We start from the raw sequence: 25,934 nt of genomic DNA on the forward strand, positions 1-25,934 counted from the left end.
AACGATGGAACTGGACGAAAAAAGCCTAGCCCGCCGCTTTATGGCGCTGTCCCCGGAAGCGCGGCGGGGATTTCTGACGAAACTTGGAGAAGCGGGTCTGAGTTACGTCGATTTGCCCATTGTTCCGGTGAATCGTAGCGAGGCGCTGCCGATCTCTTATGCGCAGAGAGGCCTTTGGTTGACCTGGCAGCTTGATCCGTCCAGCCCAGCCTACAACATGCCGGGGTTCCTGCGCTTCAGGGGCGCGTTGGCCAAGGATGCAATGCTTGCCGCGATGCGAGATCTGGCGCGACGACATGAAACTCTGCGCACAATCTTTCGTGTCGGCATCGACGGTGAACCCGCCCAGGTGATTCTGCCGTCGGAAGCCGTTCAGGTGAATGTGGCGGATCTCCGCGCGGAGCCTGAAGACAGGCGCGTGCGGACGCTGAATTCACAGCAACAGGCTCTGGTTCGTCAGCCATTCAAGCTCGATGCCGAACCGCCGGTGCGGGCCACGTTATGGGAGGTCAGCGAAGATGAGCATGTGCTGGGCATCGTATTGCACCACATAGCGGGGGATGGCGCGTCCGTGCGAATACTGCTGGACGAACTCCTGATTCTGTATCGAAATGCTTGCGGCGCACACTCGCAAGAGCTGGATGCTCTGCCAGTGCAGTTTGCCGACTATGCCGTCTGGCAGCGGAATTGGTTCGATGCCGGCGAGCGCGACCGCCAGTTGGAGTACTGGCGGTCGCGGCTGGGTATCGAGCATCCGCCCATCGAGTTGCCTATGTTGCGACCGAGAGGCGGCGTTATCGAATCAAAGGAAAATCACTACGAGTTCCAGCTGCCGCGTGAATTGAGCGAGCGCATTCGCGTTCTGGCACGGTCTCACCGAGCCTCGCTGTATATGGTGATGCTGGCGTTGTTGAAACTGACGCTCCATCGTTTCAGCGGTGCGCAGGATGTACGTGTCGGCGCCCCGGTCGCCAACCGCAGGAAGGCCGAAACACAGGGGCTGGTCGGCTACTTTCTCAACTTGCTGGTCATGCGCACCCGGGTGGATCCGGCGAGCAGCTTTGTAGATATTCTCGGTCGGGTTCGTGAGACAGTGCTGGATGCACACGCCCATCAGGATTTGCCCTTCGACCTGCTGGTCGATGCGCTTCGACCGGAACGGGACGCCGGGGTACATCCGTTTTTCCAGGTCAAATGTACTCAGCAGGAGCATGTCCCGGAAATCAGAATCGCGGGCGATCTGGAGGTGGAGTTCGTTCCCGTATCCAGTGGCCAGGCTCATTTTGACTTGAGTCTGGATTTTACTGATCGCGATGACGGCATACGTTGCGACTTGATCTATTCGGAAGCGCTGTTTGACGAGGCAATCGTTCATGCGTTCGCCGCCACCCTGGAGAGCTTCGCGGCGCAGGCAGTCGACTTTCCACACAGGATGGTGGCGGATCTTTCCTTGCCGCTTCCCGTTTCCGACGCCGCGGGCGCGCAACGCGAATTCGGCGCGCCAAGTGTGGTCCGGATGTGGAAACTGGCCGCCGAGGCGGGTTCGGCGAAGTTTGCGGTAAGAGACGAAGATCAGTGCCTGACTTACGCCGAACTGGACCAACAGTCCGGCCGTCTGGCGCAGACGCTGATCGCAAGAGGGGTCGGTTGCGACGTCCGCGTGGGCGTATACGCGGAACGATCGTGCCGGTTCGTTGTTGGTTTATTGGCCGTGTTGAAGGCGGGCGGCGCCTATGTCCCTCTCGATCCCTCCTTGCCGCCAGATCGGTTGGCCTTCCAGTTGCGGGATAGCGGTGCCGCGCTGTTGCTGAGCAGCGGAAGACCGGCCTGGCAGCCGGATATTCCCGTTTTTCCGCTTGAACTTGCCGTCGCACCGGAACAGGATCCTGTTCGAGTTGTGCCGTCGATACATCCCTCGCAGGCCGCCTACGTCATCTACACATCCGGTTCCACCGGGAATCCAAAGGGGGTGGTGATCAGTCACGGCGCATTGGCCAACTATGTGCAGGCCTTGCTGGAGCGCCTCGATCTTCCCGAAAGCGCGCGCAGCATGGCGATGGTTTCGACCGTCGCGGCCGACTTGGGGCACACGGTGCTGTTCGGCGCCCTGTGCTCCGGACGGGAATTGCATTTGATCTCCACGGAACGCGCCTTCGATCCGGATGCCTTCGCCGAGTACATGAGCAGACATCAGGTAGATGTACTAAAGATCGTGCCCAGCCACCTTCAGGCTCTCCTGAATGCGGGTACGCCGGAAGAAGTGCTGCCGACGAGTCGGCTGGTGGTTGGAGGCGAGACGACACGGTGGTCGCTGCTGAAGCAGGTCGCGGACTTGAAACCGGGGTGCCAGGTACTCAATCACTACGGTCCGACCGAGACCACGGTGGGTATTCTTACGCAGGAAGCGCGTGTGGCGCTGCGCACGGCCAGCGCCTTGCCCGTCGGGAAACCGCTAGCCAATGGCTATGCCTGCGTACTGGATGTGAATCTCAATCCGGTGCCGTTCGGGGTGGCCGGCGAATTGTATGTGGGCGGTCCGGGCGTGGCGCGCGGCTACCAGGGGCGTGCCGCACAAACAGCCGAACGCTTCGTCGCTAGTCCATCCAAGACAGGCGAGCGCCTCTATCGCACGGGAGACCGGGTGAGGATGCTGGAGGACGGCAATCTCGAATACCTGGGCCGGGCGGACGACCAGGTGAAAGTGCGCGGCTATCGGGTGGAGCTGCGGGAGATTGCCCAGGCGTTGCTCGGAATGACCGGCGTCATGGCGGCCGAAGTCATCATCCGCGAGGACGAGGATCGACAAACTCAAATCCACGCATATGTCGTGCCCCAGACCGGGGAGAAGCTCGCGGCGGAGGACTTGAGAGAAAGGCTCGCTCGAAAGCTGCCAGAGTACATGATGCCCAGCGCGATCATGCAACTGGACGTCTTGCCGCTGACGGCTAACGGCAAGGTCGACCGCAAGGCGTTGCCGCTGCCCGAGGAGCGCGCGGCGGGGCGTTACGAGGCGCCCCAAGGCGAAGTGGAACAGGCGCTGGCCGACGTATGGAAGCAAGTACTTCGAGTAGATCAGGTCGGCCGGCATGACAATTTTTTCGAACTTGGCGGTGACTCGATCCTCACCCTTCAAATCATCGCGCGGGCTCGCAAGCAGGGACTGCGCTTCACGCCAAAAGAACTGATGGAGCGTCAGACCGTCGCCGCAGTCGCGGCGGTCGCTACCCAGGAAGCTGCGCCGATGGCGACCGCCGCAGCGACCGCGGCGTCGTCCGAGGCAGGCATGCGGTTTGCGCCGATACCCGTGCAGGCTTGGTTTTTTGAACAGAAGTTCGAAGACGATCACCACTGGAACCAGTCGCTGCTCCTCAGCGCTACCGAGGTGATTGAACCGGCACAGGTGCGGCGGGCTGTCGAAGCCCTCGTCGTGCATCACGAGGCTTTGCGTCTGACTTTCGAACGTGGCGCCGACCACCGCTGGTCGCTGTGCAGTTTGCCGCCAGGCCATCCAGTCTTCGAGGAGATCGATCTCGCCGCAGAGGGCGATATCGCTGTGGCCATCGAGAATGCTGCCGATCGCGCTCAGCGCAGTCTGAGCCTGCAACGGCCATTTAAAGCGGTGTGGATGAATCTGGGCGGCGGGCGTGCCGGCCGCTTGCTGCTGGTTGCCCATCACCTCGTCGTCGACGGTGTTTCGTGGCGTGTGATTCTTGATGACCTTCAGGCCGTGTGCGGGCAGATTCGAGAGGGACGTACGCCGGATCTTCCCCCTGTGACCACGTCATTGCGGGATTGGTCCACAGCGCTGGCACGCTATGCCGATAGCGCCAAGCTGCGCGACGAACTGACCTATTGGGAGAGCGTCGTTGGGGGAGCGGAACAGCCGCTGCCCGGTGTCGCGGACGGCAGCAACACGGTGGCCGACGCGCGCACGCTCATTACCTCGCTGGGTGAGGCACGCACGGAGCAGCTCCTGGCCGATGTGCCGCAAGCCTACCGCACGCGCATCGACGACGTCCTGCTGACAGCCCTGGCGCGCACCTTGTGCGCCTGGGATGGGCGCGAACATGTCTTGGTCGAACTCGAGGGCCATGGTCGGGAGGAGCAACTTTTCGATGGCGTGGACCTGAGCCGAACCGCGGGCTGGTTCACCACGCTGTATCCGGTACGTCTGGCGCCGGGAGATACGAGCCGGGAAGCGGATGGGAGCCCTGGCGGCAGCCTGAAAGCCATCAAGGAGCAGTTGCGGCAGGTGCCGAACAAGGGGATCGGCTACGGCGTGCTGCGCTACCTTGGAGACGAGGGGCGTGTGCTTGCCGATGGCGCCTATCCTCAGGTCACGTTCAACTATCTCGGTCGGATCGATCAGAGCTTCGGTGTTGACTCGATATGGCGGCTGGCTCGCGAGAGCGCGGGACAGGAGCGTGCTCCCGGCAGCCGGCGCCGGACGTGGCTGAGCATCGACGCGGAGGTGCACCGCGGCGAGTTGCGCGTGCGCTGGACCTTTAGCACGGCGGTCCACGACGAGGCCACGATAAAGGACCTATCCCGACGGTTCCTGGATGAACTGGAAAACTTGATCGAGCACTGCCTGAACGGCGCGCAGGGTGTGACGCCGTCTGACTTCCCGCTGGCCAGGATCAGCCAGGATAGACTCGACGGATTGCGGCTGCCATGGGATCGCGTGGCTGACCTCTATCCACTGTCGCCGATGCAGTCCGGGATGTTGTTTCACAGCATTCTCGAGCCGGAAGGGACGGTGTACGTCAATCAGCTCCGGCTGGATCTGGAAGATCTTGACGCTGCCCGCTTCAAGGCGGCATGGAAGACGACGCTCGATCGACATGAAGTGTTGCGCACGGGCTTCATGCAGGGCGAAGCCTCGCTTCAATGGGTAGCTCGATCGGTTGAATTGCCACTTGTCGAATACGACTGGCGTGACCGAGTCGACCTCGACGCTGCGCTCGACGCATTGGCCCAGGCCGAGCATGAGCGGGGCTTCGACCTGGCCACGCCGCCGTTGTTGCGGTTGGTGCTGGTTCAGTGCGGCGCGGGTCGATATCACCTAATCTGGACGCGTCACCATCTGTTGCTGGACGGTTGGAGCACTGCGCGACTGCTGGCCGAAATCCTCACCCGCTATTCCGGGAAAAGCCCGCTTCCTTCGCGAGGACGCTACCGGGACTACATCGCCTGGTTGCTAGCCAGGGACGGCGCGGCTGCGGAAATGCACTGGCGGACACTATTGGCAGACATCGATGGGCCGACGAGGATCGGCTCCGAGCCCAAACCGTCGGCAGACGGGCAGGGGCAGCAGGAACACATTCAGGTGTTCGATGCCGCGGAGACGGCGCGCATGGCGGAGTTCGTCCGGGCTGAGCGGATAACCTTGAATACGCTGGTTCAGGCAGCGTGGGCGCTATTGCTGCGGCGCTACACCGGACAGGCAGGCGTGTGCTTCGGTGCGACCACGTCGGGTCGCCCGGCGGAGTTGCCCGATGCCGACGAGGTGTTGGGGGTGTTCATCAACACTCTTCCCGTCGTGGCGCGCCCTCGGCCGGAGCAGCGGATAGGTGATTGGCTGCGCATGCTGCAAGCGCAGAACATCGCATCACGTGAACACGAGCACACTCCGCTTTTCGAAATTCAGCGTTGGGCTGGCTCCAATGGGCTGGGATTGTTCGACAGCATCCTGGTGTTCGAGAACTATCCGGTTGACGAGGCGCTACGGCAGCCAGGCAATGGGGCGCCACGTGTCTCCATCGCTGGCAATTGGGAAGAGACCAACTACCCGATGACTTTGACCGTAACTGCGGAGGATGCGCTGACGATCGGCTATTTTTTCCAGGAAAAATGCTTCGCGGCGGAGCAGGTAGCGCTTCTGGCCGGCCATATGCGGAACTTGCTGATGTTCCTCACTGGGTCGACGCAGCGTTGCCTGGGAGAAGCTGATGCGGTGAGCGGGGCCGAGCGTCGGCAATTGAACGAGTGGGGCGTGAATGCTCACCGGTACCCGGATGCGGAGCCGGTACACCGGCTGATCGAGCGCCGCGTACGGGACTATCCACATGCGAGCGCACTATTGTTCGGCGATGAGTCGCTGACGTATGCGGAATTGAACTTGCAGGCCAACCGTCTGGCGCACCGCCTGATCAGGCTGGGGGTAGGGCCGGACGTTAGGGTTGGGATCGCGGTGGAGCGTTCCATCGAGATGGTGGTGGGGCTGCTGGCGATCTTGAAGGCTGGCGGCGCGTATGTACCGCTCGACCCCGGGTATCCCGTGGATCGGCTGGCCTACATGATGGTGGATAGCGAGATCCGGCTATTGCTGACGCAGCGCGAAGTGAGGGATCGGCTGCCGGCGCTGGACGGGCTCGAGGTTCTGGAGCTTGAAACGCTGGACGTGGCGGATGAATCTGGAAACGACCCAAGAGTCGATGTACACGGCGAGAACCTGGCGTATGTGATCTATACCTCCGGATCCACAGGGCGGCCAAAGGGGGTTGGCATCCCTCATCACAGTTTGGTCGAGCATGCCCAAGTAGCGGTTGATTTTTTCGGTCTCACCAAAGCGGATCGGATGCTCCAGTTTGCGACCTTGAACTTCGACGGTTGCATCGAACAGTTGTTTCCACCCCTGATCGAGGGGGCTGCGGTGGTATTGCGCGGCCCTGCTTTGTGGGATAGCTCCACATTCCATCAGGAACTGATGGCAAAGCAGATCAGTGTCGTGGATATCACGACGGCGTACTGGCTATTGCTGGTACAGGACTTCGCACGGCAAGGCGTCCGAGACTATGGTGCGTTGCGTCAGGTTCATGCCGGTGGCGAGGCCATGCCGCCGGAAGGCCTCAATGCCTGGCGTGCAGCCGGGCTGGAGCGCGTCAGGTTGTTGAACACGTATGGACCGACAGAGGCGACCGTCACTGCCTCCACGCTGGACTGCCAGCCCTATGTGAATGCAAGCAAGCCGCTCCCGCTGCAAATGCCGATCGGCACGCCCTTGGCTGGCCGGGAACTCCGGGTTGTAGATGCCGATTTCAACCTTGCGCCACAAGGAGTGTCAGGTGAATTGCTTATCGGTGGAGAATTGCTGGCGCGCGGCTACCTGGGCCGTGCGGGTTTGAGCGCGGAGCGCTTCGTGGCGGACCCGTTCGGCAAGGCTGGCGGCCGGCTTTACCGCACTGGCGATCTGGTGCGCTGGAACGCCGAGGGCCAGCTGGAGTACCTGGGACGGATCGATCATCAAGTCAAGATCCGGGGATTGCGCATCGAACTGGGCGAAGTGGAAGCGCAGTTGCTGTCGCAGCCGGAAGTCAGGGAGGCGGTGGTGGTGGCGCGCGACGGGCCGGGCGGAGCACGGCTGGTGGGTTATGTGTCAGCGCAGGTCGGAAACACCGTCGACGTCGGAGAACTGAGGGAGCGTCTGGGTCGGCAGTTGCCGGACTACATGGTGCCTGGCGCGATCGTGGTGCTGGAAAGCCTGCCGCTCAATGCCAACGGCAAGGTGGACAGGAAGGCGCTGCCCGAGCCCGGGCTGGAGAGCATGCGGGCGTACGAGGCGCCGCAGGGCGAGGTGGAGCAGGTCTTGGCGGCGATCTGGTCGGAGGTGCTGGGAGTCGAGCGCGTGGGGCGCCACGATAACTTCTTTGAGTTAGGCGGACATTCGCTACTTGCGCTGCAAGTGGCCGCCCGTGTCCAGTCTCACATTCAGAAAGATATAGCCATTCGAGATTTCTTCGCCAATCCGAGTCTGGCCGGGATGAGCATCCTACTTGAAGCTGAACCGCACACAAAAGCAAGAAGTCAGTCTCTGTCGGAAATTGACTCATTCATTGATGACTTGGAAACCGCGTAATGGATAGTTTGGCTACTCATCGTATCGCAGAGCGTTTTGCGCGGCTCGGGCTTGATCAGCGTAAGGCAATCTATCGGAAAATCAGACTGGAGGGGTTGGCTATTGGGCATTTTCCAATCCTTGTCCGAGAAGCATCGGATTTCTCCCGTTGCCAGGCTTCGTACGCTCAGGCGCGCCAATGGTTCCTTTGGCAGCTTGATCCACTAAGTACGGCGTATCACATCAGTGGCGCACTGAAAATCAAGGGTGTGTTGAATGTCGAAGCACTCAGAGAAAGCTTCGACGCACTGGTAGCGCGGCACGAATCCTTGCGCACAGTGTTTCGCCCAGGGGAAGACGGTAGGCTTGAGCAGGTCATCCGGGCAGACGGTCTCATGCAGGTTGATGAGATTGATCTCAGCGGGGTAACGGCCGGAGAGCGCGAGGCGAAGGTGAAAGCAGCGGCGACGGAGCTGTATCAGACACCTTTCGACCTGGAGGCGGGGCCATTACTGCGAGTGGGCTTGATTCGGGAAACTGCGGACGAGCACGTGCTGGTGGTGGTGATGCACCACATCGTCTCGGATGGCTGGTCGATGCAGATCATCGTGGATGAGTTCGTCACGCAATATAGCTCTCGGGTACTAGGCCAGGTTCCACGACCGCCTTCGTTGCCGATTCAGTACGCGGACTATGCAGCCTGGCAGCGCAACTGGTTGGAAGCCGGGGAGCGGGACCGGCAGCTCGCGTACTGGAAGGCCCAGTTGGGTAACGAAAACCCGGTGCTGCAATTGCCTACGGATCGTCCGCGCAATGCCGACGGCGTGTATGGGGCGGTTTGCCATCGCATTGCATTGACCGATGAGTTGGTGCTTGGGTTGCGAAAGTATGTACAGGCTGAGGGAGCGACGCTGTTCATTGCGCTTCTGGCCGGCGTGCAAGCGTTGCTCTACCGGTATGGCGGCCAGGAGGACATCCGGGTAGGCGTGCCTGTCGCCAATCGCCATCGGGTGGAGACCGAAGGCGTGGTGGGCTTTTTCGTCAATACGCAGGTTCTACGCAATGTGATTCACGGACGTCAGAGCCTGGGACAGATATTCAAACAGGCCAAGGAGGCGGCGCTAGGCGCGCAGGCCCATCAGGATCTTCCTTTTGAGCAACTGGTCGAAGCGCTGCAACCGCAACGAAATCTGGGCATCAATCCCTTGTTTCAGGTGCTGGTCAATTATCAGCGCCAGGACCGCCGCTCGCTGCAAGGAATGCCCGGACTTACGCTGGAAGACTATGCGCTAGGCGAAAAAAGGGCGCAGTTTGAGTTGACGGTGGACCTGAGCGAGGACACAGAAGGCCAGGTGCAGGTGAGTTTCACCTATGCCAGGGAACTGTTCGACGCGAGCACTGTGGCCCGCATGGCCCAACACTATGTTGCGGTGTTGCAGGCGCTGGTCCACTTGCCCGGGCAGGCAGTGGTCGAAGTTGAACTGTTGGGCGAAGCGGAGCAGCAACAGATTCGCAGATGGGCAGTGAATGAGTGCCAACATCCCAATGTTCATCCGGTGTACGAGATGATCGAGCGGCAAGTGCGAGAGAATCCAAACGCGCTGGCGCTGGTGTTCGGCGACGAGTCCTTGACGTATTTGGAATTGAACGTGCAGGCCAACCGGCTGGCGCACCGTTTGGTCAGACTTGGGGTAGGTTCCGATGTTAAGGTCGGGATCGCGGTTGAACGCTCCATTGAGATGGTGGTGGGGCTGCTGGCTATCCTGAAGGCGGGGGGTGCCTACGTACCGCTGGATCCGGAGTATCCAATGGATCGTCTGGCCTACATGGTGGACGACAGCGACATCAAGCTACTGCTGACTCAGCATGCGATACGGGATCGATTGCCGCCGCTGGACGGGTTGGAGGTCATTGAACTCGACGCACTGGACGTGACGCAGGAACGCGAGCACGACCCGCGGATCGCAGTGCATGGTGACAGCCTGGCGTATGTGATCTATACCTCGGGTTCTACAGGACGACCCAAGGGCGCATCGATTCGTCATGGCGCGTTGAGCCGCTGCATGACATGGATGCAAGAGACTTATGGCTTGACTGCGGCAGATGCCGTATTGCATAAGGCTCCATTCAGCTTCGACGTGTCGGTATGGGAGATCTTCTGGCCCTTGACTGTGGGTGTGCGGCTAGTGGTGGCAAGCCCGGGAGACCATCGCGATCCGCAACGGATCATTGAGCTGATCGTCAAGCACGGGGTCACGACGATCAACTTCGTGCCGGCGATGTTGCAAGCGTTTTTGGCGCAGGAGGGCATAGAAGAACAGACGCGACTGCGCTATGTGATCTGCGGTGGCGACGCCATGCCCGCCGCCACGCAGGGGGAGGCACTGCGTAGACTCAGGGGCGTGAGCCTGCAGAACCTGTATGGCCCGACGGAGACGACGATCCATGTCACGCAGTGGACGTGCCGGGAAGACGAACAAGATATGGTGCCGATCGGGCGGCCGATCGCGCAGACGCAGGTCTACGTGCTCGATGAGTCGCTGAAATGGACGCCCCAAGGGGTGGCCGGCGAACTGTATATCGGGGGTGAATTGCTGGGCCGCGGCTACTTGGGACGTCCCGGATTGAGCGCCGAACGCTTCGTTGCGGACCCTTTTGGCGAAGCCGGAGGCCGGCTCTACCGCACCGGCGACCTGGTGCGGTGGAATGCCGAAGGCCAGTTGGAGTACCTTGGACGGATCGACCACCAGGTCAAGATCCGCGGACTGCGCATCGAGCTGGGCGAGGTGGAAGCCCAGTTATTGTCGCAGGCGGACGTCAGGGAGGCGGTGGTGGTTGCGCGTGACGGGCCGGGTGGAACTCGGTTGGTGGCCTATGTGTCCGTACAGGCGGGAAAGACTCTCGACGTTGGGCTGCTGAGGCAGCGGTTGAACCGGCAATTACCTGGCTATATGGTGCCGAGCGCGATCGTGGAACTGGATAGCTTGCCGCTCAATGCCAACGGCAAGGTGGACCGGAAGACGCTGCCGGAGCCCGGGTGGAATAGCGCATGGGCGTACGAGGCGCCGCAGGGTGAGGCCGAGGAGGCGTTGGCCACGATCTGGGCCGAAGTGCTGGGAATTGAACGCGTAGGGCGGAACGATAATTTCTTCGAATCGGGTGGGAATTCGCTGGCAGCGTTACAGCTTGTCCGACTCGCGAGCAAACTTCCCGGCAGGCGCATCTCGTTGAAGGATGTTTTTTCCAGGCCCAGCTTGGCTGGACTTGCCGGGGAGCGTGTACGTTTCCAGTATGAAACCCCCCTGAATACGGTGGCGCAGACGCTGCGAACGCTTTTTTTGCTGCATGACGGCTGGGGGAGCGTGTTGGATTACACCTCGTTGGCGAGAGCGCTGGAACGCGCCAACTGTGCAGTGATCGGCCTGCCATATCCGGCCGAATCCATGGCGGCGCCGCACGATCTGGCACGACTCGCGGACTGGCATGCCTGCGCAATTCTCGCATCTGGCCGAAAGGGGCCGTTTCTGGTCGCGGGCTGGTCTTTGGGCGGCGCGCTGGCTCTTTTGACGGCGCAGTCGCTTGAACGCAGGGGACATGCGGTGGAGTTCGCGGGAGCAATCGATCCTTTCGTACCTCCTGCGTACGGATGTGAAGAGTCGATCAGCTACGAGACCGAGCTGCAGGAGTTTCTTGGAATCTTGCTGCCGCAGAGCCATCACGAACGTCTACTGCATCATCCAATGTTGCAGGAGCCGCTTGAACAGGCCTACCGCGACCCCGATAAGCTGATTCCCCTGCTGCGGGCGGTGCTCGCGCAAACACTGCCTGAAGATCTGCATGAGTATGGCGCATTGGGAGAGAAAGAACTGGCCAGGTTGTTCGCGGGGGCGCGGGCGCTGCGTGCTGCAGGGAACAAGCCGCATGCACGAGTCGAACTAGGCGGACGCATCAAGGTGTGGTGGTCGGAAGATCGCGTCGCATCAGAAAAGAAGGCGTTTGAAACTTGGGTGAAATCTCGAAAACCTATCGCAGAGGCCACCCTGGCGGCCGATCATTTGCGCGTGGTGCGCACACCGATGCTGTTTGACCAGTTGCGTCAAGAGTTGCGTCTGTAGGAAGAGGCGCCCGCCATGGACGGCGGCGGGCGCTCACTGAAACCCGCGTAGCTCGCCCACGGAAATGCGCAATTCGGCTGGCGCTAGCTCTGCACCGGACCCGTGGCCGTTTCAGGCTCCGCAGCGGCCGATAACGCAGCGCTGATCTCCCCCGTGCGCACCGCGGTCACGGACAGCAATGTGTCGCTGATCCCATGTGTCGGCTCGCTGGCGCCCTGCATGAAGATGGCGGGGTGGAAGTCCGGGGAGGTCTTGAGCCGGTATTGGCGGTCGATATCGAAGTCGTCCAGATAAGGCGAGAGGGCGGCCAGCATGGTCTTGTGCTGCTGGCGCTCGTAGCCGGTGGCCAGCACTACCGCGTCATAGCGGACGGTCTCGTCCGGTGCGCCGGCCGCGTCGTTGAGCGTCAGATGGATTCCGCTCTCGCCGGCGCAAGCTGCCGCGACCGCGCGCCGCGGCAGGATGCGGTGCCGCGCTTGCGCCTTGACCTTCTGCTCATACAGGACCTTGAAGATACTCTGGATCAGCGCCAGGTCCGGACTGGCATAGTTGGTATGGCGGAATTCGCGCAGCAGTTCCTGGCGCTCGGCCGGCTTGCGGCTGTACACGTGGTCGACGAAGTCGGTATTGAAGATTTCGTTGACGAAGGGGCTGTCGTCGGACGGCTTCATGGTCCGCGCGCGCATGATGAGATCGACGTGAGGAGCATTGGACCGGCCATGAAGGTCCATGAATATCTCCGCCGCGCTCTGGCCGGCGCCGATGACGGCGATTTTTCCGGCCTGGCCGTTGGCGGCAATGCTGTCCAGATAGCGGTGGGAATGGAAGATCCGGGGATCGTCACGCAAGCGCTGGAAGCTCTCTGGGATGCGGGCCGTGCCGCCCACGCTAACCACCAGGTTGCGCGCCAGGCGCTCGTGTACTTCACCGGTCAGGTCGCGCGAGCGCACGCGCAGCAGGCTGACTATGTTGCCGCGCTTTTCGGGCAGCACCTCGAATACGCTTTCGCCGTAGACGCAACGGTCCTCGAAATGGGCCGCGGCCCAGGCGAAGTAGTCGCTGAACTCATGGCGGCTGGGGAAGAACGTCTTGAGATTGATGAAGTCCTGCAGCCGCCGCTTTTCGTGCAAATAGTTGACGAAGGTGTATCGGCTGGTCGGATTGCGCAGGGTAGCCAGATCTTTTAGGAAGGATACCTGCATGTGCGCGTGGTCGAGCGCCATGTCCGGGTGCCAGGCAAAAGTCGCCTGGCGTTCGATGAAGAGTGGGCTGAGGCGTGGACCGCCGGCCTGCCGCTGCTCCTCCACGGCAATGGCCAGGGCAAGATTGGACGGGCCGAAACCGATGCCGATGAAGTCATGAATGGCCAATAACGCGCTCCTTGGTCTGATTGGGTATGCATTGCGTGGCGCCGAACGATCGGCAACCGTTTCGGCGGGGCGAGATGCTGATATCTAGACGAGGAGTTCTGGTCTTTGTTTAAGGGTTCGCTGCTTGGTCGATGCATCATCGCCGAACAATCCCGTCCGTCGGCTTCGGCTCTGCCCTATGCTCGGGCGCCAAGGGGCAGGCATGGCAATGGCTGTACCCGGGCAGACGGTAGAACAGGCAGCATTGGCGGTGCAGGAGGAGAGGGGTATTGATGTGGTCTTGAGTGAGCGGGGAGACGCGTTGCGGAGCAAAAAGGGGATTGGGCGCGCCGTCCGGACCCGTCGGCCGCTGCAGCAGGAATTGTTTGTCCTGGGCGACGTGGTTGGCGTTGCCGGTCAACGTCAGCGCCTGGTCGAGTATGGTTTCGAGGCAACGCGCCGCGTTGCCCCAAAGGATCTTCTCGGCAAGGCGGGTCTGCCAGACGATGGCCTTGAACAGTGGACGCAGGTGCGCGTCCAGCAAAGGGCCGTAGCGGACGGCCGCGGGAGTCGCGGGCGCCGGACGGCCTTCATGGCGGATATGAAAGCGGATAGGAACGCCGAAATCGTTCAGATTCAACGCAAGATCCTCGGCTCGCAGGGGAAAGGCGCGTTGCAGTACGCTCGCCGCGGCGGCAGTCGCTGGCAACAGGGCCCACAGGTAGTCCAGGCTCCAGGCCGAGGCGGCGGCCCGCAAATCGTTGCCCGAGACGTTCAGGTGCGCGGCGTACCGTCGTATCGTGTCGCCAAAAAGCGGGTCGCGGCCCAGCAGGCGCGTAACGGGAACCGCGCCTGCCGGCCATTCAGGGGCGCAGTGCAGTGCCTCTGCGTAGGCCGCCCAGTCACCATGGAACAACGGGGAAAGCAGGGGAATCATCGCCGCTTTCCGGACATGATGAGGCTCAAAAGCGATACCGTGCGTTGAGCACGACGGTCCGTTCCTGGCCATACTGGCACTGGCTGCCATCGCCGACCGACTGGTAGCAAGTTGCGACATACTCCTTGTCGGCCAGGTTCTGGACGTTCAGCGCGAAGCGCCAGGGTCCTGTGTCGTATTGCAGGGCGGCGTCAAAGAGTGTGAACGACGGCGTTTTCCAGGTGTTGGCTTCGTCGTTGTAGACGGATCCGACATAGCGCACGCCAATCCCGATGCCGAGGCCGCGCAGCACGGAGTCCGGCAGGCGGTAGTTCAACCAGGCCGATGCCATCTGCTTTGGCGTCGCTGTCGGCACCTTGCCCTTATCGGGGCCGTTGCTGTCGGTGATCTTGACGGCGCCGTAGGTGTAGGTGGCGATGAGGTCCATGCCGGGGGCCAAGGCCGCTTTTGCTTCCAGTTCGATGCCCCGCGACCGCACGGCGCCGTTCTGTGTCTGATAGTCGGGGTTCGTCGTGTCCACCGTCAGCGCATTGGTCTTGCGCAGGTCGTACAAGGCGACCGTGTACAAGCTGCGTCCGTTGTCGGGGGTGAATTTCAGGCCCACTTCGTATTGTTTGGCTTCCGTAGGCTTGAAGGGCGTATTGTCGGCATCGCGTCCGACGGTCGGCAGGAACGACTCGGCATAGCTGAAATATGGCGTCCAACCCGTGCCGGTGAGATAGCTGATCCCGAGGCGCTTGGTGAACTTGTTGTCTCTCTGCGTGGTATCGGTTTCCGCCAGACGATCGAGGGATCTCAACGTTGTCCAGTCCATGCGTCCACCCAGCGTGATCAGCCAGTGTGGCGTCAATTTGATCTGGTCCTGCACGTACAGCCCGAGTTGACGCAAGCGCTGCTTGGAGTCGTCGAAGTCCGCGATCGGCGACACCGTCACGGGCTGGCCGTACACGAGGTCGTAGATGTCGAGCGGTCCCGTCTCGCCCGTGTAGACCCGCCTGGCATTGTTCTGCCTTTCTGCGTCCAGGCCGAACAGCAACGTGTGCGCGATGCTGCCGGTCTTGACCTGGCCTTCGACCTGCGTGTCTATCGCAATTTGTCGGTTTTCGTCCTTGAACTTGCGTACCTGGCGTTGCATGGTCCTGCCATCGTCCTCCAGGCTGAGCGACATGATGCGACGATAGGTCACGTCGACCTCGGACAAACGCGTGTTCTGGCGCAGGGTCCAGGCGCTGCTCAGCTTGTGCTCGAACAGGTAGCCGACGGTAGCCTGGTCCTGATCGAAGCCCGAATACCCGGGTTCGCCTTCGAGCAGCGACGCGGATTTCCGGGTCGACGCACCGGGCGGTGCATAGCGGAATGCAAACCCGTCGTTGCGATCGCGGAGGAATTCTGACAGCAGCGTCAGCGAGGTGTCCGGGGTCGGTTTCCAGGTAAGCGATGGCGCCAGATAGCGGCGCGTGTTCGAGACTTCATCACCGCTGGCATACCTGTCCTGCGTGTCCGCGTTCATCCCGAGGCCGATGATCCGATACAGGATCCGTTCCTCTTGGTCCAGCGCGCCGCCCACGTCCACAGCAAGCTGGCGCCGGTCCTCGTTGCCGATCTGGACCTCGATTTCGCGCGGCGAGTCGGCGGCGGGGCGCTTGCTGACGCGGTTCACGATTCCGCCCGCGTCGCCTTTTCCATAAAGCACCGAGGTGGGGCCGCGTAGGACTTCGATGCGTTCCAGACCGTAGGATTCGCTGCGCTGACTCGCAAAGGTGCCTGCGTTGGTGTTCATCCGCAAGCCGTCCTGGTATAGCGACGTGCCGTAGCCCGAGAAACCGCGCAGATTGATCCAGTCGTCTTGTCCGCGGATGTCCGCGCCATACGTCTGGCTGGCCACGCCAGGTACGTAACGCAGCGCCTCGACCACGGACAAGGCGCCACGATCATCCAGCTCGTCTCGGCCGATGACGGAAATGGACTGCGGTACTTCGGTGATCGGCGTGCTGGTCTTGGTGCCGGTAAGGCTGCGTTCGGCAACATAGCCGGACACCGGTCCGGTGGCGGAATCCCGGTCTGCCTCCACTCTTACTGTGGGGAGAGTGACCACGATGTCGGCTTGGCCTGGTTCTTGGGCCAGGGATGTGCCGGTGACGGCGATGGTCAATAGGCCGGCCTGGGCGACGCGCGCTATGGGTGCGAGAGGCCGCGCCGGCGGTTCGCTGTTACGCAGCGGATAGTGGATTCTCATCATTTTGGTTTTGACGGTTGAAATGGCGATGCGTCGGCGGGTAGGTTCGCGAGTTCGCTGGCTGCATCGATGTAGCGAACTAGACGTTGCGCATCGGGTTTTGTTTAGGCGGGCCGAGCCAGCTTTACCCGGGACGTACCGCGGAAGGGCGGGCCGGGAAGTTGCTGCTAAACAAGCGAGTGGTTATTTCGTCTTGTTTGCGTGGCGTGCGGGGTCTTGTGGCTTTTCAAATCTTCTTTCTATTGGCGCAGATGACGAAGACGAAGCTGGTTTACGTTTGGTCCTTGAGAAATGCCGCGGCCGACAGGGCCGGGCAGCACATTGAGTACAAGGGTGGACGGCGCTATATGAAGTCGCCGCTGGAGTACCTGGCTGAAACCTTGAACGGGACCGAGCTGGGGGATGCCTATTCGTTGGAAGCGGTCATCTTCGACGACGACGAGGGCTCGGTCCGGGACCGCGAGAGCGTGGGGGACTATGGCTTTTCATGGCGGCCCGGCGGGCAATGGTTCTATCCGCCTGCGCTCGAGGCGGGTGAGCGGCGGGTGAACGACCTGCTGTGTTCGGTTCCATCGACCTATCGGCGGCTGCCGCTGGACGCGGCGGACCGGCCCGCTGGTAAGTGCGCCTTCGAGGCGCGCCTGCTGGACAAACTGCTGGTCCTGGGCGCCGAACTGGTGGTGCTCGATGGCCTGCTGGTCATACTGGACGAACTGGTGCGCCCTGGTGCGCCGTTCCATCGGAAGATCGTCAACATCCACCCTGGCATCACCAGGATCGAATCGCCCTATGAGCGCCGGGGAGCCTACGCGACGCTGGACGCCTTGCATGGAGCTCGCGGACAGAAGGTCGTGGATTGGCAGACCGGCGAAACGAAGCAGGTGCCGGTGGTGGACATGACCGGAGCGTCGTTTCACTACGTCGACAATGGCATCGATTCAGGCGAAGTGATTCTGGACGTGCTCAATACGCGCATCGACCCGCGGGACACGATCCTGGAACTGCGCTGGAACAACTTCAACAACAGCCTGTTTCCGGCCCTGCGCCAGGGGCTGGCGCACATGGCGGCGATGCTGGCGGCATGACGCCTCAGCGCGCCGAAGCCGGATGGTCGGCATCGGCGCGCCATACCTACAGGAAGGATTTGAAGGATGGGCTTCGCGTACCGGTTTGCGGCGAAACGGCGCCAGATCATTGCGTGTGTCTGGAGATTGATGCTGGGCGGCGCGTTGGCGCTGGCCGGCGGCGCCCATGCAAAGGCGGATGAACCTGGAGTTCGAGCGCAAGCAACAGGCGTCGAGATTCGACGCACCACCGATGGTATCCCTCATGTTCGCGCGGAAAGCTGGCTAGGGCTCGGCGTCGGCGTCGGCTACGCGCAGGCCCAGGATGCGCTGTGCACCCTGGCCGAAGCGTTCGTGACCTACGAGGGCAGGCGGGCGTGGTTCTTCGGCGCCGAAGAGCGGCCGGCGCGGGACTCCACCTTCGGGCGGCCGAAGAACGTCGATCTGGATTTTTTCTTTCGCGCCTACGCCGATGGAGAGGTCTTGGCCCGCTATCGGGAGCAGGAGCCGCCCGAACTGAACCAGCTCGTCGAAGGGTTCGCCGCGGGCTACAACCGTTACCTGGCCGATGTCCGCGCCGGTCGGGCGTTGGCGGTCGGCCGTCCTTGTCTGAATCAGCCCTGGGTGCGCGATATTTCGGCGGACGACGTCCATCGGCGCATGTATGCGGCCCAGATCGCCGCCGGTTATGCCAAGTTCGTCACAGAGATGGCCAACTCCAGGCCCGCTGATCCCGCTGCCGTGCCGCAGGAAGGGGCGGGCGGACGCGCCGCGTTGCGCAGCCGGTTGGCTCAAACCATCGGTGCGCAGCCCGGCATCGGCAGCAATGTACTGGCCTTTGGAAGCGCGGCCACCGGCGGCGACGGCGCGGTGCTGTTCGGCAACCCGCACTGGTATTGGGGCGGGCCGGATCGCTTCTACCAGATGCAGCTGACGATTCCTGGGAAGCTCGACGTGGCGGGCGTGGCCTTTCTGGGCTTGCCGATAGTCATGATAGGTTTCAACCGCGATGTGGCCTGGAGCCATACGGTGTCACAGGCGCGCCGCTTCGGATTGTTCGACCTGGCGCTGGATGCGGCGGATCCGACGCGCTACCGGGTCGACGGCAAGATGGAGGCGATGACGACACGCGAAGTCGCCGTCGAGGTGCGCGCGGAAGACGGAAGTGCGCAGCGCCTGACGCGTACCTTCTACCGGACCCGATACGGGCCGGTGGTGGATCTGGGCGGACACCACGCGGCATTTGGCTGGGGCACGGCGCACGCATTGGCGATCCGCGATGTGAACGCCGACAACTTTCGCATCTTTCGCAATTTCTTCTACTGGAACCAGGCGAAGTCGCTGGACGACTTCATCGGCATCCAACGCCGCGAGGCGGCTATTCCCTGGGTCAACACGGTGGCGATAGGTCGTGGCGAGGGGCGTGGGGCCGGCCGGGTCTGGTTTGGAGACGTCGGCGCGGCGCCAAATGTTCCGGATGCGCTGCGCAAAGCGTGCGTCACGGCGCTGGCGGAAGCGTTCGCCAGCGTGGACCCTATCACGCCGGTTCTCGACGGCAGCCGTTCGGATTGCGAATGGCAGTCGGATCCGGCGGCGGCGCAGGCCGGCGCGATGCCGGCTGCGGCAATGCCTTCGCTGCTGCGTGAGGACTATGTGGCGAACATGAACGACAGCTACTGGCTCAGCAATGTCGCCCAGCCGCTGGAGGGATACGCGGCGGTGTTGGGCGGAGAGCGCCAGCCGCTGGGGCTGCGGGGGAGACTGGGGCACCGCATGGCGCTCGACCTGATTCAAGACAAGGCCGAGTCCTCGGAAGCCCTGAGCCGGCGACTGATGCGGGAGGTGCTCGTGCCCAGGAACCATGCCGCCGAGTTGTTCAAGGACGAGGTGCTGGTCCAGGCTTGCGTGCGGTCGGAGGTCGAGCTGGATGCCGATGCGTTGGCGGCTGGGGAGCCGGGAGCATTGCGTAAAGGGGAGTCGGTCTCGCAAAAGGTCGACATAGCGCCAGCGTGCGAAATCCTGCGTCGTTGGCCGAACAAGGCTGATGCGCATGACCGGGGCGCCTTGCTGTGGGAGGCGCTTTGGGCCCGCTTGGAACGGATTCAGGCGGACGATCTTTATGAGGTGGCGTTTGCCAGCGAATCGCCGCTGGAAACTCCTCGCGAGCCGCGCGCGGGGCGGGGCGCGGCGGCCCGGGCATTGGCGGCGACCGTGCTCGAGTTCAGCGACAAGGGTTGGCTGTTGGATGGCGCGCTGGGAACGCGCCGCTTTGTGACCAGCGGCGGGCGACACCTTCCCCTCTATGGCGGATGCGACTCGGCGGGCTATTTCACCGTGGCTTGCAATGAAGATCGCGGTGCCCGGATGGGCCCGGACACCCTGGGCAACAGCTATCTTCAGGTCGTGCGTTTCAGCCCGTCCGGCATGCAGGCGCATACGCTGCTGGCGCACGGCCAGGATGAGAACGCGGTGGCCAACGGTCAGGGCTGGGGGCCCGTGCTGCGGTACGCCCGCAAGGCTTGGCTGTCTTTCCCATTCAATGAGGAGGAGATCGAGCGGGATCCTGCGCTGGAGCGGTTGCGTCTGCTTCCTTGATGCCGTTGGCGCATCGCTCACGTAAACATATGGCCGCGCCGCTCGTCTAGGTGTAGATGGTTCCCGAAGCCATGGCCGCGCGAGCCGTGCCCGCGTCCCTCTCCATCCCAGTCCGAGGCGATTCCCTTGCTTTCTTACCTGATTCGACAGTCGCGCAAGCTGCTGATGGCCGCGGCATTGGCCAGCATTGCCCAGGGCGTGTGCGGCGTGCTGCTGCTCACTCAGATCAATGCGGCCTTGACCGCGGCCTCTTCGGCGGAGCGCGCGGCGCTGGCATGGCGCTTCGCGGCCTTCGCGGTGGCGGCCATGCTGAGCCAGATGACGGCCTCGGTGCTGTTCGAGCGGTTGAACCAACGCGCCCATGCCGACCTTCGGCGCTTCATCTCGGCGCGGGTTGTCGCCGCGGATTACCGGCGGCTGGAGGAGATCGGCGGTCCCAAGGTGCAATCGGCCCTGTCGGAACACAGCGCGCGGGTGGCCGAGTTCTTTGTGAGCTTTCCGACGATCCTGGTCAACGCCATCATCGTGGCGGGATGCCTGGCCTATATGGCATGGCTATCCTGGCAGGTGTTTCTGGCGGCGGTAGCCGTCATCGGGCTCGGTTCTCTTGGGTACCATCTGGCGCATCTGCGCGCGATCCGGCATTTGGAGGTGGCTTCCAAGGAGCAGGACCGCTTGTTCGGCCATTTCCGTTCGCTGGTGGAGGGGGCCAAGGAACTGCGTCTGCACGCCGTCAAGCGCCGCCGCTTTGCCGACGACGTGTTGGGCCGCTCCATTGAGACCGTGCGACGCGAACGCGCGCTGGGCATGTCGATCTTTCTGGTGTCGTCGGCCTGGGGCAATTTCCTGCTCTACGGCTTTATCGGCTTGACCTTGTTCGCGCTGGTGGGCGATGTGCCCGACCGCGCCAGCGTCATGACCGGCTTCGCGCTGATCTTCGTCTACATCGTGGGGCCCCTGGAAAATCTGTTGATCGCCTTGCCGCGCGCCAATCTGGCTCAGGTGTCGGGTGCGCGCATCGACGAAATCACCTCGCAGCTTGAACATGATGAGGGCGATGGCGCCCCCGCGACTACACCGGGTTTGACGAGTGTGGCGCTGCGGGGCGTTTGTCATCGCTATTACCACGAAGGGGCTGACGACATGTTCACCCTGGGGCCCGTAGACCTGGATTTTTCGCCGGGTCAGATAACCTATCTGGTCGGGGGGAACGGCAGCGGCAAGACCTCGCTGGCCAAACTGCTTGCCGGGCTATATCGGCCGGAGCAGGGCGCCATCCTGCTCAATGGCGAGCCGGTGGACGACCGCAGCCGTGATCGCTATCGCCAGACGTTTTCGGCCATTTTTTCCGACTTTCACCTGTTCGAACATACGCTCGATGCCGCGTCCGCCGAACTGGACGCGCAGGGCAACGCCTTGCTTGAAAAGCTGCGTTTGCAGCACAAGGTGCAGGTGCGCGACGGGGCCTTCACCACGCAAGCCCTGTCGCAGGGGCAGCGCAAGCGCCTGGCCCTGGTGGTCGCGTACCTGGAGAATCGGCCTTTCCTGTTGTTCGACGAATGGGCGGCCGATCAGGACCCGCTGTTCAAGGACGTGTTCTACCGCGAATTGCTGCCGGAGTTGCGGGCCCGCGGCAAGGCGGTGCTGGTGATCTCCCACGACGACCGCTATTTCCATCTGGCCGACCGCCTGATACGGATGGAGAACGGCCAGATCGTGGCAATCGAAACGCCGGTTGCGCGCGATCCGGCGACCTTGGCGCCCGCCGAGCTGGCTGCCGCGCAATGAGAGGCAGCCGTTCCTCGGCGCCACCCAGATAGTTTATGTGTGAATTTTTATTTCCACCCTGCGTGGCGTGCTCAGCCAGGGATGATTGCTCCGCGCCGCTGGCGGGGAATACACAAAATGTTCTATTTTTTGCGGTTTTCTAATGCCTGAGAATTGACCCGGCGTCTACGCTCCCTACAGTTCCCTGAACGGAGAGGAGTATGAAGCCCCTTGATTTGGATCAGGTTTCTCCTGGTGTGGCCGTCATGCCTGGCGTCCCCATCGTCGGCTGGTTGCTGGACGGGCCGCAACCCGAGTTCACCGATGTCGTCAGCGTCGCCCGCCAATGGATGGCGGACGGGCAGCGCGTGTCAGAAGTGGTGCGGGCGCAGGACTACCGCGCAACGCCCGCGGGGCCTGGGCACATCCTGATGCGCGCCTGCGCCATCGCGGGCCAGCGTTGAGGCGCCGGGGAGAAAACAATGAGAACCGGAGTGATCAGGCTCAACGGGCATCAGCTCGAATACGAACTCAGGCCGCTTGCGTCCCAGCAAGGCTACGAAGCCTGGGTGCGCACCGCGCCAGGCCGCGAATGGACGCGGATAGGCGTGGGCGATTCCGCCTTCGTGAGCGAGGACGCCGCGCTCAAGGGCATCAAGTACGCCGCAGTGGAAATCAGCGCGAGACGATTGCAGGCATAGCGCGCGGCGCGCCGTGTTGGCGCAACGCGGCTCAACCCTTCACCAGTCCGCCGTCGACGATCAGGTTCTGGCCCGTCACCGCGCGCGACCAGGGGCTGGCGAAGAACAGCACGGCGTCGGCGAATTGCTCGGGCGTGGTGACTTCGCGCAGCGGCGTGCCCGCGGCAATCATGTCGAAGACCGCGTCCGGCGTGGCCGCCGAGGCGTCGGTGGTGCGCAGCAAGCCTCCCGACACCATATTGACGGTGATGCCGTCCGCGCCCAGTTCATGCGACAAGGTGCGGGTGAAGGCCAGCAGCGCCGCCTTGGCCGCGGTGTAGTCGTGGTACGGCACCACCGGGTTCTGGACCAGGTTGGTGCCCACGTTGATGATGCGCCCGCCGCCAGCGGTCCGCATGGCCGGCAGAGCGGCCTGCGTGGTGTTGAGCGCGGCGCGCACGCTGCCTTCCAGCTGCGCGTTCATCTGCGTCCAGTCCAGCGCGCCGGCATGCGGACGGGCATCGCCGTTGAACTGGAAGGCGGGCAGGGCGTTGTTGACGACGGTGGTCACGGGCTGGCCGAAATGCTTGGCGGCTTGCGCGAACATGGCGGCGACGGCGGCCGGGTCGCGCACGTCGGCCTGCAGCGCGATGGCGCGGTCCGGCGCACTGGCGGCCAGTGCCTGCGCGCGTTCGGCGCTGTTCAGATAGTTGACGACGACCTTGGCGCCTTCGCGCAGGAAGGCGCGGGCGATGGCGGCGCCCAGGCCGCGGCTGGCGCCGGTGACGACGACGAGCTGCTGGTTCAGGTCCAGGGAGGGGCGTTGTTGCGATGACATGTAGTTAAGGCTTCCTGCTCAATGTTCCGAGCCGCTGTTCAGCATGCGGCTGCGGGCTTTTTCAATATGGGCGCGCATGACGTTGCGCGCGCCTTCGGCGTCCTGTTCCTGGATCAGCCGGTAGATGTGGCGGTGTTCTTCGATGGCGGCGCGGGTGCGCTTCCAGGGTTCGCTGTGGACCAGGTGGCGCATGACGTTCACGGCGTGGCTGACGTCGTACTCCAGGGATTTCAGCACCTGCACGAAGCGCTGGTTGCTGGTGGCCGCGGCGATGGCGCGGTGGAATCCGTAATCGTGATGATGGGCGATGGCGCCGGAAGCGTCGGCTTCTTCGTAGCCGGTCAGCATGCGGTCCATTTCGCGCAGGTCTTCGTCGGTGCGGCGCAGCGCAGCCAGGTAGGCGCATTCGGGCTCGATCACCATGCGCAGTTCCAGGCCTTCCAGGATATGACCGACGCGGCGCGCCGGGTCGACCGCGGGCATGCCGCCCATCAGGTCGGGTTTTGCGCGTACATAGGTGCCCGAGCCGCGGATGGAGTCCACCAATTGGTCTTCGCGCAGCCGATCCAGCGCCTGCCGCACCACAGGTCGCGATACCTCGAACAGCGCGGCCAGCTCCAGTTCCGTTGGCAGCTTGTTGCCGGGCGCGATCTTGCCGGTGGCAATGGCATAGAACAGGCTTTCGTAGACGCGCTCGGCAAAGCGTTCGGCGCGCACGTAGCCCAGGCCCGAAGCCACTTCCGCCAGCACGTCCAATTCAGGACGGGGGCGGTCCACGGCTTGCAGCAGCGATTCCAGCTGTGGATCCCGCACATTGCTCATCGTCATTCCTACATGCATTGCCGGGCTTGTCAGTCACCATGACAAATCCGGGGTGGCGTTAAGCCGCTGAATTATTAGGGATTACCCGAGGTGGTCGGGAAATATCCTGACTCTTGGGACAAAAGCTGTCAATTCAATTGACAAGTTGCGGCGCGCTCCCGTACCTTGATCCGAAACCAAAACGCAACCCGCGCGCGACGCCATATCCCCGCAACCGGCCGTTCGGCCGCTACTTTACTCCGCACATCGTGACTCAGAAGAACTTTATCGCCAACCAATGGGTGGCCGCCGCCACCGGTGAAACCATTCCCGTCCTGAACCCGTCCGATGGCAAGCCCTTCGAGGCGATCGCGCGTTCGGGCGCGGCGGACGTGGACCGCGCCGTGACCGCGGCGCGCGAGGCTTTTGAAGGCGAGTGGGGCCAGATGGCGCCCGCTGCGCGCAGCCGCCTCTTGATGCGTATCGCCTTTGCGCTGCTGGAGCGTCAGGAAGAGCTGGCGCAGCTGGAATCGGCCGACACCGGCAAGCCCATCAAGCAGGCGCGCGCCGACGCCGCCTCCGTTGCCCGCTACTTCGAGTTCTATGCCGGCGCGGTCGACAAGCTGCATGGCGAGACCATTCCCTACACCCCGGGCTTCACCGTGCTGACGGTGCGCGAAGCTCACGGCGTCACCGGCCACATCGTGCCCTGGAACTATCCGCTGCAGATCTTCGGCCGCAGCGTCGGCGCGGCCCTGGCCGCGGGCAACGCGTGCGTGGTCAAGCCCGCGGAAGACGCTTGCCTGTCGCTCTTGAAGCTGGCGGAGATCGCGGCCGAGGTCGGCCTGCCGGCAGGCGCCTTGAACATCTGCACGGGCTATGGCCATGAAGCCGGCGCGGCGCTGTCCGCCCACCCGGGCATCGACCACATCTCGTTCACCGGTTCGCCGCAGACGGGCAAGATGGTGGCGCATGCCGCCGCCGAAAACCACGTGCCGGTCACGCTGGAACTGGGCGGCAAGTCGCCCCAGATCGTGTTCGACGATGCCGACCTGGACGCCGCCATGCCGGTGCTGCTGGCCGCCATCATCCAGAACGCGGGCCAGACCTGCTCGGCCGGCAGCCGCGTGCTGATCCAGCGCGGCGTGTACGAAACGGTGCTCAAGCGCCTGTCCGACGCGTTCTCGGCCACCGTTACCGGTCCGGCCGCGGCCGACCTGGACGTGGGCCCCCTGATCAACGCGCGCCAGCAGGACCGCGTGCGCGGCTTCCTGGCTGAAGCCGAAGCTGAAGGCATGAAGGTCGCGGCCCGCGGCAAATTGAAGGAAGGCACGCCCGAGGCCGGTTTCTACCAACCGCCCGTGCTGTTCCGCGACGTGCCGCCCAACAGCCGCCTGGCGCAGGAAGAAGTCTTCGGCCCGGTGCTGGCCGCCATGGTGTTCGACACCGAGGAAGAGGCGCTGGAAATCGCCAACGGCACGCTGTACGGCCTGGTGGCCGGCGTCTGGACCCGCGACGGCGGCCGCCAGCTGCGCCTGGCGCGCAAGCTGCGCGCAGGTCAAGTCTTCATCAACAACTACGGCGCTGGCGGCGGCGTGGAGCTGCCTTTCGGCGGTTCGCGCCAGTCGGGCTATGGCCGCGAGAAGGGCTTTGAAGCGCTGTACGGCTTCACCACCCTGAAGACGATCGCCATCCGCCACTGATCCCGGCTTGCG

The 25,934-nt window shown here is 63.0% G+C and carries 13 protein-coding genes; 8 read left to right on the forward strand and 5 right to left on the reverse strand.

The window, feature by feature from the left end; all coding sequences use genetic code 11:
* Nucleotides 1-4: 4 nt before the first annotated feature.
* Nucleotides 5-7,858, forward strand: a complete 7,854-nt coding sequence (locus IB257_RS00610; RefSeq protein ID WP_192491708.1) for a non-ribosomal peptide synthetase — start codon at nucleotides 5-7, stop codon at nucleotides 7,856-7,858.
* Entirely contained in the window at nucleotides 7,858-11,952 is a 4,095-nt protein-coding gene (locus tag IB257_RS00615) for a non-ribosomal peptide synthetase (RefSeq protein WP_192491709.1), read from the forward strand. The genes IB257_RS00610 and IB257_RS00615 overlap by 1 nt, the downstream gene beginning before the upstream one ends.
* An 83-nt stretch (nucleotides 11,953-12,035) precedes the next feature.
* Here the strand turns inward: IB257_RS00615 and IB257_RS00620 are convergent, their stop codons facing one another.
* The 3 genes from IB257_RS00620 to IB257_RS00630 form a co-directional block, all read right to left on the reverse strand.
* On the reverse strand, nucleotides 12,036-13,322 hold the full coding sequence (locus IB257_RS00620; RefSeq protein ID WP_192491710.1) for a lysine N(6)-hydroxylase/L-ornithine N(5)-oxygenase family protein: 1,287 nt from the start codon (nucleotides 13,320-13,322) through the stop codon (nucleotides 12,036-12,038).
* A 136-nt stretch (nucleotides 13,323-13,458) separates the two neighbouring features.
* A complete protein-coding gene (fhuF, locus tag IB257_RS00625) occupies nucleotides 13,459-14,238 on the reverse strand; it encodes a siderophore-iron reductase FhuF (RefSeq protein WP_192491711.1) in 780 nt (259 codons plus the stop codon).
* A 25-nt stretch (nucleotides 14,239-14,263) separates the two neighbouring features.
* A complete protein-coding gene (locus IB257_RS00630) occupies nucleotides 14,264-16,333 on the reverse strand; it encodes a TonB-dependent siderophore receptor (protein ID WP_370540081.1) in 2,070 nt (689 codons plus the stop codon).
* Between the two features lie 392 nt (nucleotides 16,334-16,725).
* Here IB257_RS00630 and IB257_RS00635 point away from each other — a divergent pair, with 392 nt between their 5' ends.
* The 5 genes from IB257_RS00635 to IB257_RS00655 all read left to right on the forward strand — a co-directional run bounded on the left by IB257_RS00635 (nucleotide 16,726) and on the right by IB257_RS00655 (nucleotide 22,601).
* Nucleotides 16,726-17,559: a N(5)-hydroxyornithine transformylase PvdF gene (locus IB257_RS00635; RefSeq protein WP_192491712.1), complete on the forward strand. Its 834-nt coding sequence runs from the start codon at nucleotides 16,726-16,728 to the stop codon at nucleotides 17,557-17,559.
* A 66-nt stretch (nucleotides 17,560-17,625) separates the two neighbouring features.
* The gene (locus IB257_RS00640; protein ID WP_225588705.1) at nucleotides 17,626-20,133 is read left to right on the forward strand and encodes a penicillin acylase family protein; all 2,508 of its coding nucleotides are present in this window, start codon (nucleotides 17,626-17,628) and stop codon (nucleotides 20,131-20,133) included.
* 126 nt (nucleotides 20,134-20,259) lie between these two features.
* A complete protein-coding gene (locus IB257_RS00645) occupies nucleotides 20,260-21,921 on the forward strand; it encodes a cyclic peptide export ABC transporter (RefSeq protein WP_192491713.1) in 1,662 nt (553 codons plus the stop codon).
* 200 nt (nucleotides 21,922-22,121) lie between these two features.
* Complete coding sequence (locus IB257_RS00650; protein WP_054456554.1) at nucleotides 22,122-22,364, forward strand: hypothetical protein; 243 nt, start codon at nucleotides 22,122-22,124, stop codon at nucleotides 22,362-22,364.
* A gap of 18 nt (nucleotides 22,365-22,382) precedes the next feature.
* Nucleotides 22,383-22,601: a hypothetical protein gene (locus tag IB257_RS00655; RefSeq protein WP_125472666.1), complete on the forward strand. Its 219-nt coding sequence runs from the start codon at nucleotides 22,383-22,385 to the stop codon at nucleotides 22,599-22,601.
* A gap of 31 nt (nucleotides 22,602-22,632) precedes the next feature.
* Here the strand turns inward: IB257_RS00655 and IB257_RS00660 are convergent, their stop codons facing one another.
* Nucleotides 22,633-23,418: a 3-oxoacyl-ACP reductase gene (locus tag IB257_RS00660; protein WP_175162609.1), complete on the reverse strand. Its 786-nt coding sequence runs from the start codon at nucleotides 23,416-23,418 to the stop codon at nucleotides 22,633-22,635.
* Nucleotides 23,419-23,436: 18 nt separating this feature from the next.
* Nucleotides 23,437-24,240, reverse strand: a complete 804-nt coding sequence (locus IB257_RS00665) for a FadR/GntR family transcriptional regulator (RefSeq protein ID WP_054456557.1) — start codon at nucleotides 24,238-24,240, stop codon at nucleotides 23,437-23,439.
* Between the two features lie 248 nt (nucleotides 24,241-24,488).
* Here IB257_RS00665 and IB257_RS00670 point away from each other — a divergent pair, with 248 nt between their 5' ends.
* Nucleotides 24,489-25,922 carry an aldehyde dehydrogenase family protein gene (locus IB257_RS00670; protein ID WP_370540082.1) on the forward strand — a complete coding sequence of 478 codons (1,434 nt, stop codon included), beginning with the start codon at nucleotides 24,489-24,491 and terminating at the stop codon, nucleotides 25,920-25,922.
* The last annotated feature ends 12 nt before the right edge of the window (nucleotides 25,923-25,934 follow it).

The sequence above is a fragment of the Achromobacter sp. ACM03 genome (assembly GCF_014851665.1).
Classification (GTDB): Bacteria; Pseudomonadota; Gammaproteobacteria; order Burkholderiales; family Burkholderiaceae_B; genus Achromobacter; species Achromobacter aegrifaciens.